The sequence below is a fragment of the Achromobacter sp. HZ34 genome, assembly GCF_002209485.1.
Lineage (GTDB): Bacteria > Pseudomonadota > Gammaproteobacteria > Burkholderiales > Burkholderiaceae_B > Bordetella_C.
Genome location: NZ_NJIX01000001.1, coordinates 189,840 through 206,051 on the forward strand (window position 1 = coordinate 189,840; position 16,212 = coordinate 206,051).

At 64.4% G+C, this 16,212-nt stretch carries 16 protein-coding genes; 15 read left to right on the plus strand and 1 reads right to left on the minus strand.

Features of this window, described 5'->3' with window-relative positions:
- Positions 1–4: 4 nt before the first annotated feature.
- Positions 5–826: a type I methionyl aminopeptidase gene (map, locus tag CEY05_RS00770; RefSeq protein ID WP_088595495.1), complete on the minus strand. Its 822-nt coding sequence runs from the start codon at positions 824–826 to the stop codon at positions 5–7.
- 288 nt (positions 827–1,114) lie between these two features.
- Here map and rpsB point away from each other — a divergent pair, with 288 nt between their 5' ends.
- The 15 genes from rpsB to rnhB all read left to right on the plus strand — a co-directional run bounded on the left by rpsB (position 1,115) and on the right by rnhB (position 16,154).
- Positions 1,115–1,867: a 30S ribosomal protein S2 gene (rpsB, locus tag CEY05_RS00775; RefSeq protein ID WP_088595496.1), complete on the plus strand. Its 753-nt coding sequence runs from the start codon at positions 1,115–1,117 to the stop codon at positions 1,865–1,867.
- Positions 1,868–2,005: 138 nt separating this feature from the next.
- On the plus strand, positions 2,006–2,884 hold the full coding sequence (tsf, locus tag CEY05_RS00780; protein ID WP_088595497.1) for a translation elongation factor Ts: 879 nt from the start codon (positions 2,006–2,008) through the stop codon (positions 2,882–2,884).
- A 120-nt stretch (positions 2,885–3,004) separates the two neighbouring features.
- A complete protein-coding gene (pyrH, locus tag CEY05_RS00785; RefSeq protein WP_088595498.1) occupies positions 3,005–3,721 on the plus strand; it encodes a UMP kinase in 717 nt (238 codons plus the stop codon).
- Between the two features lie 15 nt (positions 3,722–3,736).
- Positions 3,737–4,297, plus strand: a complete 561-nt coding sequence (gene frr / locus CEY05_RS00790; protein WP_088595499.1) for a ribosome recycling factor — start codon at positions 3,737–3,739, stop codon at positions 4,295–4,297.
- A 16-nt stretch (positions 4,298–4,313) separates the two neighbouring features.
- Positions 4,314–5,072 (plus strand): polyprenyl diphosphate synthase, encoded by a 759-nt coding sequence (gene uppS / locus CEY05_RS00795; RefSeq protein WP_088595500.1) that lies wholly within the window; start codon positions 4,314–4,316, stop codon positions 5,070–5,072.
- A gap of 43 nt (positions 5,073–5,115) precedes the next feature.
- The gene (locus CEY05_RS00800; RefSeq protein WP_088595501.1) at positions 5,116–6,024 is read left to right on the plus strand and encodes a phosphatidate cytidylyltransferase; all 909 of its coding nucleotides are present in this window, start codon (positions 5,116–5,118) and stop codon (positions 6,022–6,024) included.
- The gene (locus CEY05_RS00805; RefSeq protein ID WP_088595502.1) at positions 6,021–7,331 is read left to right on the plus strand and encodes a 1-deoxy-D-xylulose-5-phosphate reductoisomerase; all 1,311 of its coding nucleotides are present in this window, start codon (positions 6,021–6,023) and stop codon (positions 7,329–7,331) included. Before CEY05_RS00800 ends, CEY05_RS00805 begins: the two co-directional genes overlap by 4 nt.
- Position 7,332: 1 nt before the next feature.
- On the plus strand, positions 7,333–8,667 hold the full coding sequence (gene rseP, locus CEY05_RS00810) for an RIP metalloprotease RseP (protein WP_088595503.1): 1,335 nt from the start codon (positions 7,333–7,335) through the stop codon (positions 8,665–8,667).
- A 68-nt stretch (positions 8,668–8,735) separates the two neighbouring features.
- Positions 8,736–11,069: an outer membrane protein assembly factor BamA gene (bamA, locus tag CEY05_RS00815; RefSeq protein WP_088595504.1), complete on the plus strand. Its 2,334-nt coding sequence runs from the start codon at positions 8,736–8,738 to the stop codon at positions 11,067–11,069.
- A gap of 109 nt (positions 11,070–11,178) precedes the next feature.
- Entirely contained in the window at positions 11,179–11,736 is a 558-nt protein-coding gene (locus CEY05_RS00820) for an OmpH family outer membrane protein (protein WP_088595505.1), read from the plus strand.
- 9 nt (positions 11,737–11,745) lie between these two features.
- Positions 11,746–12,861 carry a UDP-3-O-(3-hydroxymyristoyl)glucosamine N-acyltransferase gene (gene lpxD / locus CEY05_RS00825; RefSeq protein WP_088595506.1) on the plus strand — a complete coding sequence of 372 codons (1,116 nt, stop codon included), beginning with the start codon at positions 11,746–11,748 and terminating at the stop codon, positions 12,859–12,861.
- 89 nt (positions 12,862–12,950) lie between these two features.
- A complete protein-coding gene (fabZ, locus tag CEY05_RS00830; protein WP_088595507.1) occupies positions 12,951–13,403 on the plus strand; it encodes a 3-hydroxyacyl-ACP dehydratase FabZ in 453 nt (150 codons plus the stop codon).
- Positions 13,404–14,198 (plus strand): acyl-ACP--UDP-N-acetylglucosamine O-acyltransferase, encoded by a 795-nt coding sequence (gene lpxA / locus CEY05_RS00835; protein ID WP_088595508.1) that lies wholly within the window; start codon positions 13,404–13,406, stop codon positions 14,196–14,198. It abuts the gene before it with no gap.
- Positions 14,199–14,263: 65 nt separating this feature from the next.
- Positions 14,264–15,514, plus strand: a complete 1,251-nt coding sequence (gene lpxB, locus CEY05_RS00840) for a lipid-A-disaccharide synthase (RefSeq protein ID WP_088596166.1) — start codon at positions 14,264–14,266, stop codon at positions 15,512–15,514.
- On the plus strand, positions 15,501–16,154 hold the full coding sequence (rnhB, locus tag CEY05_RS00845; protein WP_369825863.1) for a ribonuclease HII: 654 nt from the start codon (positions 15,501–15,503) through the stop codon (positions 16,152–16,154). The genes lpxB and rnhB overlap by 14 nt, the downstream gene beginning before the upstream one ends.
- The last annotated feature ends 58 nt before the right edge of the window (positions 16,155–16,212 follow it).

Below are 16,212 nucleotides of genomic sequence, written 5' to 3' on the forward strand. Positions count from 1 at the left end.
TGTATCAGGGCTGCGGCGCAGGTACCGTTTCGGTAATGAACGACGGCGGCGCCGGCATTTCCGGCGACACGGTCAGTACCTCGTAGCCGGTTTCGGTCACCAGCACGGTGTGTTCCCACTGAGCCGACAGGCTGTGGTCGCGCGTCACCACGGTCCAGCCGTCGGACAGCTGGCGGATTTCACGGCGGCCGGCGTTGATCATCGGCTCGATGGTGAAAATCATGCCCGGCACCAATTTCACGCCGGTGCCCGGCTTGCCATAGTGCAGCACCTGGGGATCTTCATGGAAGCGCCGGCCGACACCGTGGCCACAGAATTCGCGCACCACCGAATAACCCTTGCCTTCGGCATACTTCTGGATGGCATTGCCGATGTCGCCCAGGGTGGCGCCACCGCGCACCTGCTGGATGCCCAGCCACATGCATTCATAGGTGGTTTCGGTCAGGCGGCGCGCCAGCACAGACGGCTCGCCCACGTAATACATGCGGCTGGTGTCACCGTACCAGCCGTCCTTGATGATGGTGACGTCGATATTGACGACGTCCCCGTTTTTCAGGACCTTGTCGCCAGGAATGCCATGGCAGACCTGATGGTTGACCGAGGTACAGATGGCGCCGGGGAAGGGCGGGTAGCCGGGCGGGGCGTAGCCCACCGTGGCCGATTTGGCCTGCAGCGTGTTGGTGACGTAATCGAGGGCCAGGCGGTCGAGTTCGCCCGTGGTGACGCCCGGTTTGACGAGTGGGGTCAGATAATCGAGTACGCGTGCGGCGCCCTGGCAGGCCAGGCGCATTTTGTCCAAATCGGTGGGGTCGGTGACTATGCCCATGTATCAGCTTGAGTTCGGTCGGCGAAAAATAGTAGAATTATAGGCTTACCCGAAAAACCAAGGGTAAGAGCGTCAAAGTAGTGAAGCAGTCGAGCGGCATTGGAAGGGCTTTAAACCCGAGAAGGGGCATTAAACCCGAAGACCGCTGCTCATCCAAATCGCGTGCTGTTGCCACCCAGGGTGTCGCAGGCGAGGCAGGTTCCGGTGTGTGCTGGCAAGACCAGACCCCAGGGCCGCCCGCTTTTCGATACAGGCGCAGTGCAAGACCCAACCCTCGGAGAGAACATTATGTCCCTCATGCGTGAAATGCTGGAAGCCGGTGTCCACTTTGGTCACCAAACCCGTTACTGGAACCCCAAGATGTCGCAGTACATCTTCGGTCAGCGTAACAAGATTCACATCATCAACCTCGAACAGACGGTTGGTAAGTACCAGGAAGCCACCAAGTTCGTGAAGCAGCTGGCTGCTCGCGGCGGCAACATCCTGTTCGTCGGCACCAAGCGCGCCGCCCGTGAAATCGTCGCGGCCGAAGCTGCCCGCGCCGGCATGCCCTACGTCGACGCCCGCTGGCTCGGCGGCATGCTGACCAACTTCAAGACGGTCAAGACCTCGGTCAAGCGCCTGAAGGACATGGAAACGGTCGTGGCCGAAGGTGGCGCCGAGCGTATGATCAAGAAGGAAGGCCTGCTGTTCCAGCGTGAACTGGACAAGCTGAACAAGTCGATCGGCGGTATCAAGGACATGAACGGCCTGCCCGATGCCATGTTCGTCATCGACGTCGGCTACCACAAGATTGCCATCGCCGAAGCGCGCACGCTGGGCATCCCGGTCGTGGCCGTGGTCGATACCAACCACTCGCCCGACGGTATCGACTACGTCATCCCCGGTAACGACGACTCCGCCAAGGCCATCGCGCTGTACGCCAAGGGCATCGCCGACGCCGTGCTGGAAGGCCGCGAACAGAACATCAACGGTCTGGTCGAAGGCGCTGGCGAAGAAGGTCAGGAAGAGTTCGTGGAAGTGCAGGAAGGTCAGGCCTAAGCCGTCCTTCGTCCAAGACGGCGTGGCGCCAGTGCGCCGCGCCGCCGTGGTGCCGGGTGTGAGCCCGGCCACGCTTCCAGCAGCAAACCCACATGCCCCGGCCCGCCGGGGCGTGTTTTAGAAAGAATGGAGCAAGCAATGGCTGAAATTACCGCTTCGATGGTCAAGGAACTGCGCGAGAAGACTGACGCGCCCATGATGGAATGCAAGAAGGCGCTGACCGAAGCCGAGGGCGACCTGGCCCGCGCCGAGGAAATCCTGCGCGTCAAGCTGGGTAACAAGGCGAGCAAGGCTGCCGCCCGCGTCACCGCCGAAGGCCTGATCGGTCTGTTCATCTCGGCCGATGCCAAGCAAGGCGCCGTCATTGAAGTCAACTGCGAAACCGACTTCGTGGGCAAGAATGCCGACTTCGTCGATTTCGTCAACAAGCTGGCCGAACTGGTCGCCGTGAAGAACCCGGCTGACGTGGCTGCCTTGGGCGAGCTGCCTTTCGCTGACGGTACCGTCGAATCGACGCGCGCCGGCCTGGTCGGCAAGATCGGCGAAAACATCTCGGTGCGCCGCTTCAAGCGCATCGAAACCACCGACAAGCTGGCCAGCTATGTGCATGGCGGCCGTATCGGTGTGTTGGTCGAGTTCGCCGGCGCCGACAGCGTGGGCAAGGACCTGGCCATGCACATCGCCGCTACCAAGCCCAAGGCCCTGAACGCCGAAGGCGTCCCGGCTGCTGATATCGCCGCCGAGCGCTCGGTTGCCGAGCAGAAGGCTGCCGAATCGGGCAAGCCGGCTGAAATCGTCGCCAAGATGGTCGAAGGTTCGGTGCAGAAGTTCCTGAAGGAAGTCGCGCTGGTGTCGCAGCCCTTCGTCAAGAACGACAAGCAGACCATCGAGCAGATGCTGAAGGCCGAGAACGCCAAGATCTCCCAGTTCGCCCTGTTCATCGTCGGCGAAGGCATCGAGAAGAAGGTTCTCGACTTCGCAGCCGAAGTGGCCGCGGCGGCGGCTGGCACGGCCTGATAGGCACTTAGTCCGGCTTTTCGCGTATCTTTACCAGCAGGCCGGCACTAGGCATAGTCTAGGCCGGCCTGTTTCTTGTCTTACACTTTCGTCGGATCGAACCTCAAAGGGATATCGCCTATGGCAACCAGATCGTACAAACGGGTTCTTCTCAAGCTTTCCGGCGAGGCCCTGATGGGCGAAGATGCCTTCGGGATCAATCGCGCGACCATCGCGCGCATGACCGAGGAAATCGCCGAGATCGTTGCCATGGGCATCGAACTCGCCATCGTCATCGGCGGCGGCAATATTTTTCGCGGCGTGGCGCCGGGTGCCCAGGGCATGGACCGGGCCACCGCCGACTATATGGGCATGATGGCCACCATCATGAACGCGCTGGCCCTGCAGGATGCGCTCAAGCATCGCAGCGTAGACACGCGCGTGCAATCGGCCCTGAACATCGAGCAGGTCGTCGAACCCTACATCCGTCCCAAGGCGCTGCGCTACCTCGAAGAGGGCAAGGTCGTCATTTTCGCGGCGGGCACCGGTAATCCCTTCTTCACGACCGATACGGCCGCTGCCCTGCGCGGCGCCGAGATTGGCGCGGAGATCGTGCTCAAGGCCACCAAGGTCGACGGCATCTACAGCGCGGATCCCAACAAGGATCCCGAAGCGACGCGCTATGCCCGCATCAGTTTCGATGAGGCCATCGTGCGCCGTCTGGAGGTCATGGACGCCACCGCCTTCGCCTTGTGCCGCGATCAGAAGTTGCCCATCAAGGTCTTTTCCATCAACAAATCGGGAGCCTTGAAGCGCGCCGTTAGCGGCGAAGACGAAGGCACGCTGGTCCACGTTTGAATATAAGGAGTCGCCATGAGCGTCGCAGACACCAAAAAATCGGCTGAATCCCGCATGAGCAAGTCCATCGAGACGCTCAAGGTGAATTTGTCCAAGATTCGCACCGGGCGCGCCCACACCGGCATCCTGGATCACGTGCAGGTCGAGTACTACGGCTCGCCCGTGCCCGTCGGCCAGGTCGCCAACGTCAACCTGGTGGACGCCCGCACCCTCAGCGTGCAGCCCTACGAGAAGCAGATGGCCGGCCCGATCGAAAAGGCCATCCGTGAGTCGGACCTGGGTTTGAACCCGGTGTCGATGGGTGAAACCATCCGCGTGCCGATGCCCGCCCTGACCGAGGAACGTCGCCGCGACCTGACCAAGGTCGTGCGTAACGAAGGCGAGGACGCCAAGATCGCGGTGCGCAACCTGCGCCGCGAGGCCAACGACTCGCTGAAGAAACTCGTCAAGGACAAGACGATTTCGGAAGATGACGAGCGCCGCGCCCAGGACGACGTGCAGAAGCTGACGGACCGTTGCGTCGCCGACATCGACAAGATGGTCACGCAGAAAGAAGCGGAGATCATGACCGTCTGACGACGGCGTGCCTATCATGGGTTTACTCAGCTCCACCCAGGCCGTGCCCGAGATCTCGGCGGTCCCCAATCACGTTGCCATCATCATGGATGGCAACGGCCGTTGGGCCACGCGGCGGCATTTGCCGCGCACGGCCGGCCACGCCAAGGGCGTGCAGGCGGTGCGCCGCGTTGTCGAAGGCTGCGGGCGGCTGGGCGTGCGTTACCTGACGTTGTTCGCGTTCAGTTCCGAGAACTGGCGCCGGCCGGCGGAAGAAGTATCGCTGCTCATGCGCCTGTTCGTGCAGGCGCTGGAGCGTGAGGTCGACAAGCTTGATGGGCAGGGCGTGCGCCTGCGCGTGGTGGGCGACCTCACTCCGTTCGAGCCGCGCTTGCGTGATCTGATCGAGCAGGCGCAGGCGCGTACCGCCCACCATGACCGCCTGCATCTGTCGATCTGCGCCAATTACGGCGGCCGTTGGGACGTCTTGCAGGCGACCCGGCGCATGCTGCTGGACAACCCCCAGTTGGCGCAGCAGCCCGAGGGCATAGACGAAGCCACGCTGTCGCGCTACCTTTCCATGGCCTGGGCGCCCGAGCCCGACCTGTTCATCCGCACCGGCGGCGAGCAGCGCATATCCAATTACCTGATCTGGCAATTGGCGTATACGGAACTTTACTTCACCGACCGTTACTGGCCGGATTTCGGCGCGGCCGAACTTGAAGCGGCCTTCGAGTGGTATCGCACCCGCGAGCGCCGCTTCGGTCGCACCAGCGCGCAGTTGGACAAGCGCTGACGCCTCTGTCGGCGGTCCGCGATCACCAGGAGATTTCCCCCGCATGCTAGGTCAGCGTATCGCCACCGCCATCGTCTTATTGATCGTGCTGGGCTTGGCCATGAGCCTTGCCACGCCTTGGCCTTTCCTGGCTTTGCTGGCCCTGGCCACCGGTTGCGCCGGCTGGGAGTGGCTACGTTTGACCTTGCCGGGCACGGCCAGGCGCGCCGGCGCGGAGGGTGCCGGTGGCGCTGGTGCCCGTGACGCGAACTACGGCGCCGTCCTTGGCGGCGTGCTGCTGGCGCTCATCAGCCTGGCCCTCGCTTTCCTGTGGTTGCAGACGCCCACGGCCGAGCCCAGCTTGCGCTCCCTGGGCGTCATGTTCCGTTTCGTGGTCCCCCTGGCCGTCATCCTGTGGATCGTCGTCGCCATCCCGACCGTGGTGCGGGGCCGCGCCGACGCCGCCCCGGGCAGCATCGGCCTGAGCCTGTTCGCCGTGCCGGCGCTGCTGGCGGCCTGGGCGGTGCTGGCCATTCTTTTCGTACAGCGCGGGCCGTGGTTCGTGCTGTCACTGCTGGCGGTGGTGTGGGTGGCGGATATCGCCGCCTATTTCACCGGCCGCGCCTTCGGCCGCCGCAAGCTGGCGCCCCGTGTCAGCCCGGGCAAGACCATCGAGGGCGCCCTGGGTGGCGTCCTGGCCGTGCTCGTCTGGATCGCGGTCAGCAGCCTGTGGGCACCCAGCTTCGGCGCGGCCCTGGTGGCGCGCTGGGGGTGGGGCGGCGCCTTGCCGCTGGCCGCCGTATTGGCCGCGCTGTCCATCATCGGCGACCTGTTCGAATCCCTGCTCAAGCGCCGCGCCGGCCGCAAGGATTCAAGCGCCTTGCTGCCAGGCCACGGCGGCGTATACGATCGGATCGATGCCGTCCTGCCGGTCGCGCCGCTGGCATTCATTCTTATCGGAGTCTGGTCTTGAGGGCATTTCAACGCATCGCCGTACTGGGCTCGACGGGCTCCGTCGGGGATAGCACGCTGGACGTCATCGCGCGTCATCCTGAGCGCTTGGGCGTCTATGCCTTGTCGGCGTTCAGCCGCATGGACAAGCTGGCCGAGCAGGCCGCCGCGACCGGCGCCGCCGTGGTCGTGGTGCCGGACGATGCCGCCGCGGCCCGCTTCCGGCAAGCGTGGCGGGGCGCCGGTGCCCGGCCGGAGATCCGCGTCGGCGTCCAGGCCCTGGCCGACACCGCCGCCGACCCGGCTTGCGATACCGTGGTGGCGGCCATCGTCGGCGCCGCCGGCTTGCCGTCGTCCTTGGCGGCAGCGCGGGCGGGCAAGCGTATCCTGCTGGCCAACAAGGAAGCCCTGGTTGCCGCCGGCTCCCTGTTCATGGCCGCGGTGCGCGACAACGGCGCCGAACTGCTGCCTATCGACAGCGAACACAATGCCATCTTCCAGTGTATGCCGCACGGTGCCCGCGCCAGCGCGCCCACCGAGCCGGCCGCCGGGGTGCGCCGCCTGCTCATCACGGCCTCCGGCGGGCCGTTCCGCGGCCGCGATCCCGACACCCTGCATGAAGTAACTCCCGACCAGGCCTGTGCGCATCCGAACTGGAGCATGGGCCGCAAGATTTCCGTCGACTCCGCCACCATGGTCAACAAGGGCCTGGAAGTGATCGAGGCGCACTGGCTGTTCGCCATGCCGGCGGACCGCATCGAAGTGCTGATCCATCCGCAAAGCGTGGTGCACTCGATGGTCGAGTACCACGACGGCTCGGTGCTGGCGCAGTTGGGCCAGCCGGACATGCGTACACCCATCGCCTATGGGCTGGGGTTTCCCGACCGCGTTGAAAGCGGGGTGGGGATGCTGGACCTGGTGCGCTGGGGGCGGCTCGATTTCGAAGCGCCCGACCTGCGCCGTTTCCCCTGCCTGGGGGTCTGTTTCGACGCCTTGCGCGCGGGGCAGGGCGCCTGCATCGCGCTGAATGCCGCCAACGAGATTGCCGTGGCGGCTTTCCTGGCCGGCAAGCTGGCCTATACCCGCATCGCGCCGGCCATCGCCCAGGCCTTGCAGTGGCAGGCCGGCCAGCCATCTGTTACGCTGGGCGGCCTGGAAGATGTCCTTGCCCTGGATGCGGAAGCCCGCGCCCTCACGGCCGAATGGATAAGCCGGGCAGCGCTGACCCCGGCAGCCCCTGCAGCCTCTGCAGCCCCGGTCTCCGCTCAGTCCCTGGCTGGCGGTGCCCGACTGCACGCCGGCCAGCATTCCCTTCCCCGGAATACTTGAAATGCTCTTGACCCTGCTCGCCTTTGCCGTTGCGCTCGGCATCCTCATTACATTCCACGAGTTGGGCCATTACTGGGCGGCGCGTGCCTGCGGTGTCATCGTGCACCGGTTTTCCATCGGTTTCGGCAAGGTCCTGTTGCGCCGCACCGACCGGCACGGCACGGAATGGGCCATCTCGGCCATCCCGCTGGGCGGCTACGTCAAGATGCAGGACGATCCCGCGCCGGGCGCCACGCCCGAGCAGGCGGCCCGTGCCTTCAATGTCCAGCCGGTGCGCAACCGCATTCTCATCGTCGCCGCCGGTCCCGTTTTCAATCTGATCCTGGCCGTACTGCTGTACGCCGGCCTGAACCTGGCTGGCGTGCAGGAACCCGCGCCGCTATTGGGCCAACCGGCCGCCGGCACGCCCGCGGCGACGGCCGGCTTCCAGTCGGGCGATCGCATCATCGCCATCGACGACAAGGCCGTGGCTTCCTGGAATGATGCGCGCTGGGCCCTGATGGACCGGGTCAGCGAAGGCGGCAAGGTCGAAATCGAGGTGACGGCGGCAACCGGCGGCACGCAACGCCGTTCGCTGACGCTGGATGGCAGCCGCATGGACCCCTCGCAAGGCGATCCCCTGGCCGCCAGCGGCCTGCGCCTGCTCGAACCCAAGCCGGTGGTGCGCGGCGTGGTGCCTGGTGGCGCCGGCGAGCGCGCCGGCCTGCGCAATGGTGACGTCATCGTCGGCGTGGGAGGGCAGAGCACCCCCGATGCCGGTCGCGTGGTGGAGATCGTCCAGCAATACGCCGACAAGGCGCTGCCCCTGCAGGTGCGGCGCGATGGCGCCGAGCTGACGCTGTCGGCGGTGCCGCAGGCCGATCACGATGCCAGCGGCCGCGTCATCGGCCGCATCGGCGTGCAACTGGGCGCCGACATCCCCATGGTCACGGTGCGCTACGGCCTGGGCGAAAGCCTGTGGCAGGGCGTCACCCGTACCGCCGACACCGCCTGGTTTTCCCTGCGCATGATGGGCCGCATGGTCACCGGCGCCGTGTCCTGGCGCAATATCAGCGGCCCGGTCACCATCGCCGACTACGCCGGCCAGACCGCCCGGCTGGGCCTGGCTGCCTATATTTCCTACCTGGCCCTGATCAGTATCAGCCTGGGGGTACTCAATCTGCTGCCGATTCCCATGCTGGACGGGGGGCACCTGCTGTACTATCTCATCGAAATTTTGCGCGGCAGCCCGCCGCCATCGCGTTGGCTGGATATCGGGCAGCGCGCGGGGCTGGGGTTGCTGGCAGGTTTGATGGGGCTTGCGCTTTTCAATGATTTTGCGCGGCTTTTCACATAGCCGCGTGCCACACATACGCTTTGTGCCTTAAAATCCTCCGCCATTCGTACGACCAAGGACTATCCAGGATGCTTTTCCGCAGGCTGTTTCAAAACAAGAAGGGATTGTGGGCGAGCCTTCTTGCCATGCTGCTGTTGCCAGCGCTGGCTCACGCCTTCGAACCCTTCGTCGTGCGGGACATTCGCGTTGAAGGCATCCAACGGATCGACGCCGGTACGGTCTTCGGTTATCTGCCCGTGAAAGTCGGGCAGAAATTCACCGAGGACGACGCCACCGAGGCAGTGCGCCGCCTGTACGGCAGCGGCTTCTTCAGCGATGTCAGCGTCAATACCGATCGCGATGTCGTCGTCGTGAACGTGCAGGAACGCGCAACCATCGCATCCATCAGCTTCAACGGCATGCGCGAGTTCGACTCCAAGGCGATCACGACCTCCCTGCAGCAGGTGGGTTTTGCCGAAGGCCGGATCTTCGACCGCTCCATGCTGGAGCGCGCCGAGTTCGAACTCAAGCAGCAGTACATGACCAAGGGCAAGTACGGCGTCGAAGTGACCTCGACCGTCACGCCGCTGCCGCGTAACCGGGTCGGTATCAGCTTCGATATCTTCGAAGGTGAAGTGGCGCGCATCCGCGAGATCCACTTCGTCGGCAACAAGGCCTTCTCCGAAAGCGAGCTGCTGGACCAGATCAAGCTGACCACGCCGGGCTGGCTTACCTGGTACACCGATACCGACAAGTACTCGCGCGAGAAGCTGGAAGGCGATGTCGAAAGCATCCGCTCCTTCTATCTGGACCGCGGTTTCCTCGAATACACCGCCGAACCGCCCCAGGTGACGATTTCGCCGGACCGCAAGGACATCTTCATCACTTTCACGGTGCATGAAGGCCAGCCCTACAAGGTGCGCAGCGTCAAGCTGGCCGGCAACCTGCTGGGCCTGGACACCGAAATCAACAAGCTGGTCAAGGTCAAGGCCGGTGACACGTTCTCCGCCGCCGAAGTCAACGACACCAACAAGGCCATCACGGACTACCTGGGTGAGTTGGGTTATGCCTTCGCCAACGTCAACCCCAACCCGCAGATGGACCGTGCCAAGCACGAGGCCGACCTGACGTTCTACGTCGACCCCAGCCGCCGTGTGTACGTGCGCCGCATCCAGATCGGCGGCAACACCCGCACCCGCGACGAAGTGGTGCGCCGTGAAATGCGCCAGCAGGAAGCCGCGTGGTATGACGCCGGCGACATCAAGATGTCGCGTGACCGGATCGACCGCCTGGGCTACTTCAACGACGTCAACGTCAAGACCGATCCGGTCCCGGGTTCGCCCGACCAGGTCGACGTCAACGTCGACGTGAAGGAAAAGCCCACCGGCATGATCAACCTGGGTGTGGGTTACGGCTCGACCGACCGCGCCATCCTGTCCGCCGGTATCAGCGAAGACAACGTGTTCGGCAGCGGTACCAACCTGACGCTGCAGTTGAATACCAGCGCCACCAACCGTGCCGCCGTGCTGTCGCACACCGATCCGTACTGGACCAAGGACGGCATCAGCCGCACTACGTCGCTGTACTACCGCCAGACCAAGCCTTTCCTGGACAACGACGGCGAATACCGCGTGAAGTCGTACGGCCTGGGCATGAACTTCGGTATTCCCATTTCGGAATACGACCGCATCACGCTGGGCGGTACGTTCGAACGCAACCAGATCTACCTGTACGACGATTCGCCCGCTGCCTACCGCAACTTTGTCGACCAATACGGCGACAAGACCGACGCCTTCATCCTGTCGACTGGCTGGCAGAAGGACACCCGCGACAGCGCCCTGGCGCCGAACAAGGGTTACTTCAGCAAGCTGCAGGCGCAAGGTTCGACGATGGACCTGAAGTACACCATGCTGTCGGGCCAACAACAGGTCTTCCTGCCGCTCAGCCGCAACTACACCCTGGCGCTGAATGGCCAGGTGGACTGGGGCAATTCGTACGGCAGCAAGGACTTCCCGGTCATCAAGAACGTGTACGCGGGCGGTATCGGCACGGTGCGCGGTTACGAAGGTTCGTCCTTGGGGCCGCGTGACTCGCTCACGGGTGACTACCTTGGTGGTGCGCGCCGCATCGTGGCCAACGCCCAGCTGTACCTGCCTTTCCCGGGCGCCAACAAGGATCGCACGCTGCGCTGGTTCATCTTCACCGATGCGGGCCAGGTCAAGCCGGGTTCCGGCATGACTTGCACCACCGGCAAGGCCAGCGATCCTGTGACCGATCCTTGCGGCTGGCGTTTCTCCGCTGGTGTCGGCCTGTCGTGGCAGTCGCCGCTCGGCCCGCTGCAGTTGTCTTACGCTCGCCCGCTCAACCAGAAGCCGGGTGACGATTCGCAGAGCTTCCAGTTCCAGATCGGTACTGGTTTCTAAAAGCTAGCCAGTTACGGCTAATGGTGGCCGGATGTTTCCGGCCGCCTGTTACGACTCTGGTTTAGTGGCACAATACCGTTTTGCTTTACCTATCGAAGGTGAGATTTTCATGATGTCTGATTTCGCACGCAAACTGTCCCGTATCTCCCGCGCGGCATCCGTCAACCTGATGGGCACGCTGGTGGTGGCGGGCGCGCTGCTGGCGGGCGGTGCTTATGCGGCTCCCGCCGCGGCGCAAAGTACCAAAATCGGCTTCGTCAATACCGAACGCATCCTGCGTGAATCGGGTCCGGCCAAGGCTGCCCAAGCCAAGATCGAAGCTGAATTCAAGCGCCGTGACGACGACCTCCAGCGCGCTACCTCAACGCTGCGCGCCCAGGCCGAAAAGTACGACAAGGACGCGCCCGTCCTGTCCGAAGGCGATCGCGTCAAGCGCCAGCGCGACCTGAGCAACAGCGATGCCGATCTGCAGCGCCGTCGCCGCGAGTTCCAGGAAGACTTCAACCGTCGCCGCAACGAGGAATTCTCCGCCATCGTGGAGAAGGCCAACGCCGCGATCAAGCGCATTGCCGAAACGGAAAACTACGACCTGATCGTGCAGGACGCGGTGACCGTCAACCCGCGCGTCGACATCACCGACCGCGTGATTCAGGCATTGGGCAAGTAAGCTTCACGTATGCCCATCCTGCTGGATCTCGACCATGCACCGTCGCTCGACGAGCTGTTAGGCGCCACCGACACCACGGGTCTTGAATGGCGGCTCAGCGCCGCTGCCGGCAGGACACTTCCTCGCATCCAGGGGCTGGGCACCTTGTCCAGCGCCGGTGCGACGGAAATCAGCTTCCTCGCGAATCCCCGGTACCAGAGCCAATTGCCAAGCACCCAGGCGGGTGCGGTGATCGTCACTCCGGACGTGGAGCAGGCCCTGGCGGCGGCGGATGCCGCGGGCGACGGGGTTGCCCCGGCGACTTTCGCCCGGGTGGTCTGCAAAAATCCTTATTTGCTTTATGCGCGGGTGGCGCAGTGGTTCGAGCGTGCGCGCCGTCCCGCGGCCATCGCATCGATACACCCCAGCGCCGTCGTGGCGGCTGACGCGGTGATCGGCGCCAACGTCCGCATCGGCCCGCATTGCGTGGTGGAAGCGGGCGCGCGTATCGGCGCCAACAGCATTCTGGGCCCAGCCTGCGTCATCGGCGCCGGCTCGGCCATTGGGCCGGACAGTCTGTTGCATGCCCGGGTTACCTTGTATGCGGGCGTAACCGTGGGCGCCCGCGCCATCCTCCATTCGGGCTGTGTGCTGGGCGCGGATGGCTTCGGTTTCGCGCCCGATCCGGCGCAAGGCAGTCGCGGAGCCTGGGGCAAGATCCCCCAGTTCGGCGGCGTCAGCGTGGGTGACGACGTGGAAATCGGCGCGAATACGACGATTGACCGTGGCGCGTTGGAAGACACGGTCATCGCCCACGGCGTCAAGCTGGACAACCAGATCATGGTCGCGCACAACGTGCGTATCGGCGCCTACACCGCGGTGGCGGCCTGCGTCGGTATCGCCGGTTCGACCACGATCGGGGAACGATGCACGATCGGCGGTGCCTCGATGCTGTCGGGGCATCTGACCTTGGCCGATGACGTCCATATCTCGGGCGGCACCGCCATCACGTCGAATATCTCCCGACCGGGCCGGTACACTGGCGTGTATCCGTACGCGGAACACGGAGACTGGCAACGCAACGCCGCCGTGATACAACAGCTGGGACAATTACGTCGCCGTTTGCGCGACGTTGAGAAAAAATAGGGCAGGATGCCGCCTGTGCCGCCGGGGATAAACTGGCGCCGGCGGGCGCCAGCCCACATCACCCTTCGTACTGCAGGAATATCAAAGACATGGAACTCGATATAAAGGGGATCCTGGACCGTTTGCCGCACCGCTATCCGATGCTTCTGATCGATCGCGTGCTCGACATCCAGCCTGGTAAATCCATCGTGGCGCTGAAGAACGTCTCGATCAACGAGCCGTTCTTCACGGGCCATTTCCCCCACCATCCCGTCATGCCCGGCGTCCTCATCCTGGAAGCCATGGCGCAGGCCGCCGCGTTGTTCTCGTTTGCCGACGAAAAGGCGCTGCAGAAGGACGACAACTCGACGGTCTACTATTTCGTGGGTATCGATGGCGCGCGTTTCCGCCGCCCGGTGGTGCCTGGCGACCAATTGCGCATCGAAGTCGATGCCGAGCGCCTGAGCCGCTCGATCTGCAAATACTCCGGCCGTGCGCTGGTCGATGGCCAACTCGTGGCCGAGGCCAAGCTCATGTGTGCCATCCGCAGCCTGGAAGTTTAAATGTCCGGAAATATCCATCCCACCGCCGTCGTCGACCCGGCGGCCGATATCGACAGTTCAGCCGTCATCGGCCCGTACAGCGTAATCGGACCCAATGTGCGCATTGGCGCGGGGACGGAGATAGGGCCGCACTGCGTCATCGATGGCGTCACCACGATCGGACGTGACAACCGTTTCTACCGGTTTTGCTCGATCGGCGGGATGCCGCAGGACAAGAAGTACGCCGGCGAAGCGACGCGCCTGGAAATCGGCGATCGCAACACGGTCCGTGAATTCGTCACCTTCAACACGGGGACGGTGCAGGACGGCGGTGTCACGACCATAGGCAGCGACAACTGGGTCATGGCCTATGTCCACGTGGCCCATGACTGCCACATCGGCAGCAACACCATCCTGGCCAATGCGGTGCAACTGGGCGGACACGTACGCGTGGGCGACTGGGCCATCATCGGCGGCCTGGTGGGCGTGCATCAATTCAGCCGCATCGGCGCGCACAGCATGACCGGCGGCAACAGCTCGCTGATGCAGGACACGCCGCCCTACGTGCTGGCCGCGGGCAATCCCTGCCGGCCGGTGGGCATCAATACCGAAGGCCTGAAGCGACGCGGGTTCTCCCCTGTGATGATCTCGGCGCTGCGCGACGCGTACAAGTCGATCTACCGCCGTGGCCTGTCCTTGCAGGAAGCCTCCGCCGAAATCCGCGCCCGCCAGGACCAGGAGCCGGAGACGCGCGAGTCGCTACAGGTGCTGCTGGATTTCATCGATGTCAGCAACCGCGGCATCATCCGGCCGTGAGTGTCGACAAGACGCCCGTGGCAACACCGGCAGTGCACGGGGATGGCCGCTCCAACCATATCGGCATGGTGGCCGGCGAACCGTCCGGCGATATGCTGGCCGCCCGCATCATGCAGGGGCTGCAGCAACGCACCCCTGGCGTCATCTGCCAGGGCATAGGCGGGCCGCGCATGCAGGCCCAGGGTTTCGAGTCCTGGCACCCCATGCACGCGCTGACGGTGTTCGGCTATGTCGACGCGCTCAAGCGTATTCCCAGCCTGCTGTCGATATACGGTGACACCAAGCGGCGCCTGCTGGCCGCGCCGCCTTCGGTGTTCGTCGGTATCGACGCACCGGATTTCAATCTGAAGCTGGAGCTGCAATTGCGGCAGGCCGGCGTGCCGACGGTGCATTTCGTCGGGCCGTCGATCTGGGCCTGGCGCTACGAGCGCATCCACAAGATACGCGAGGCGGTCTCCCATATGCTGGTGCTCTTCCCGTTCGAGGAAGAGATCTACCAGAAGGAAGGCATTCCGGTTACCTACGTCGGCCACCCCCTGGCTGGCACCATTCCCATGCATCCCGATCGCGCCGCGGCGCGCGCGCGCCTGGGCCTGGAGCAGGGCGCCCGCGTCCTGGCCATGTTGCCGGGCAGCCGTTCGTCCGAGATCAAGGTGCTGGCGCCGCGTTTCCTGCAAGCCCTGCAAAAGCTGCAGCAGCGTGATCCGGCCCTGCAATGCGTGGTGCCCATGGTCAATGCGCAGCGTCGCGCCGAATTCGACGAGTTCTTGCGCCAGTATCCGGTCGCCAATCTGCGCATCGTTACGGCGGACGACGTCGCCCCGGGCGGCCTGGCGGCCGCAGGCAGTGAACGGCGCAACGGCGCAGGCAACGGCCCGGTCAACGGTGCAGCCGATGGCCAGGGTGCGCCCGCGCCGGTGGCCTGGAGCGTGATGGAGGCGGCCGATGCGGTGCTGGTAGCCAGCGGCACGGCCACGCTGGAGGCGGCCCTGTTCAAGCGCCCCATGGTGATTTCGTACTACCTGCCGACGTGGATGCGCCGTATCATGTCGTGGAAGTCGAAACAGCAGCGTCCCTATCTGCCGTGGGTGGGCCTGCCCAATGTGCTGCTGCGCGATTTCGCCGTCCCGGAACTGTTGCAGGACGACGCCACGCCGGAGAAGCTGGCCGAGGCCACGTGGACGGCGCTGACCGATGACGCAAACGCGGCACGGGTCGAGGCGCGTTTCACGGCCATGCACCAGGAACTGTTGCGTGACACGCCGGCGCTGGCCGCGCAGGCGATCATCGAGGTGTCTTCCCGTGGATCAGTCTGACTTTTTCGGCATGGATGGCCTGGCCGACGTCATCGTGGCTGGTGTGGACGAGGCGGGCCGTGGCCCCCTGGCCGGCGCCGTGTATGCCGCCGCCGTCATCCTGGATCCCAACCGGCCGGTCGCCGGGTTGGCGGATTCCAAGATATTGACCGCCGAACGGCGCGATGAGCTGGCGCCGTTGATCCGCGCGAATGCCCACGCCTGGTTCATCGCCAAGGCCAGCGTGAAGGAAATCGACAAGCTCAACATCCTGCGTGCCACGATGCTGGCCATGCAGCGCGCCGTCGCCGGCCTGGCCATCAAACCGGGCCTGGCCCTGGTCGACGGCAACCAGGCGCCCAAGCTGAAGTGCGGCGTGAAGACCATCATCAAAGGCGATGCGCTGGTGCCGGCGATCTCGGCGGCTTCCATCCTGGCCAAGACCGCGCGCGATGCCGACCTGGTGCGCCTGCATGGAATGTATCCGCACTACGGGTTCGACCAGCACAAGGGCTATGGCACCGCCATGCATCTTGAGCGTTTGCGCGAGCACGGACCTTGTCCGGAACACAGGCAGAGCTTCGCGCCGATCAAGGCGTGGGCAGGCGGCAGGGTCGATGTGACCATCGTCGAGACGTTTACCTCGCTCATCGCCGACTGATTCGCAACCTGGTTCCTGACTCAGGCGCGGCGTCTGCTCCGCGCCACGGTTACGCTTC

Excerpts from the sequence above, each read along its gene's own strand:
- bamA (WP_088595504.1), top strand. The coding sequence starts at position 8,736 with ATGCTTTTCCGCAGGCTGTTTCAAAACAAGAAGGGATTGTGGGCGAGC.
- pyrH (WP_088595498.1), top strand. The coding sequence starts at position 3,005 with ATGGCAACCAGATCGTACAAACGGGTTCTTCTCAAGCTTTCCGGCGAG.
- frr (WP_088595499.1), top strand. The coding sequence starts at position 3,737 with ATGAGCGTCGCAGACACCAAAAAATCGGCTGAATCCCGCATGAGCAAG.
- map (WP_088595495.1), bottom strand. The coding sequence starts at position 826 with ATGGGCATAGTCACCGACCCCACCGATTTGGACAAAATGCGCCTGGCC.
- CEY05_RS00820 (WP_088595505.1), top strand. The coding sequence starts at position 11,179 with ATGATGTCTGATTTCGCACGCAAACTGTCCCGTATCTCCCGCGCGGCA.
- tsf (WP_088595497.1), top strand. The coding sequence starts at position 2,006 with ATGGCTGAAATTACCGCTTCGATGGTCAAGGAACTGCGCGAGAAGACT.
- CEY05_RS00800 (WP_088595501.1), top strand. The coding sequence starts at position 5,116 with ATGCTAGGTCAGCGTATCGCCACCGCCATCGTCTTATTGATCGTGCTG.
- lpxA (WP_088595508.1), top strand. The coding sequence starts at position 13,404 with ATGTCCGGAAATATCCATCCCACCGCCGTCGTCGACCCGGCGGCCGAT.
- rseP (WP_088595503.1), top strand. The coding sequence starts at position 7,333 with ATGCTCTTGACCCTGCTCGCCTTTGCCGTTGCGCTCGGCATCCTCATT.
- fabZ (WP_088595507.1), top strand. The coding sequence starts at position 12,951 with ATGGAACTCGATATAAAGGGGATCCTGGACCGTTTGCCGCACCGCTAT.
- uppS (WP_088595500.1), top strand. The coding sequence starts at position 4,314 with ATGGGTTTACTCAGCTCCACCCAGGCCGTGCCCGAGATCTCGGCGGTC.
- lpxD (WP_088595506.1), top strand. The coding sequence starts at position 11,746 with ATGCCCATCCTGCTGGATCTCGACCATGCACCGTCGCTCGACGAGCTG.
- lpxB (WP_088596166.1), top strand. The coding sequence starts at position 14,264 with ATGGTGGCCGGCGAACCGTCCGGCGATATGCTGGCCGCCCGCATCATG.
- rpsB (WP_088595496.1), top strand. The coding sequence starts at position 1,115 with ATGTCCCTCATGCGTGAAATGCTGGAAGCCGGTGTCCACTTTGGTCAC.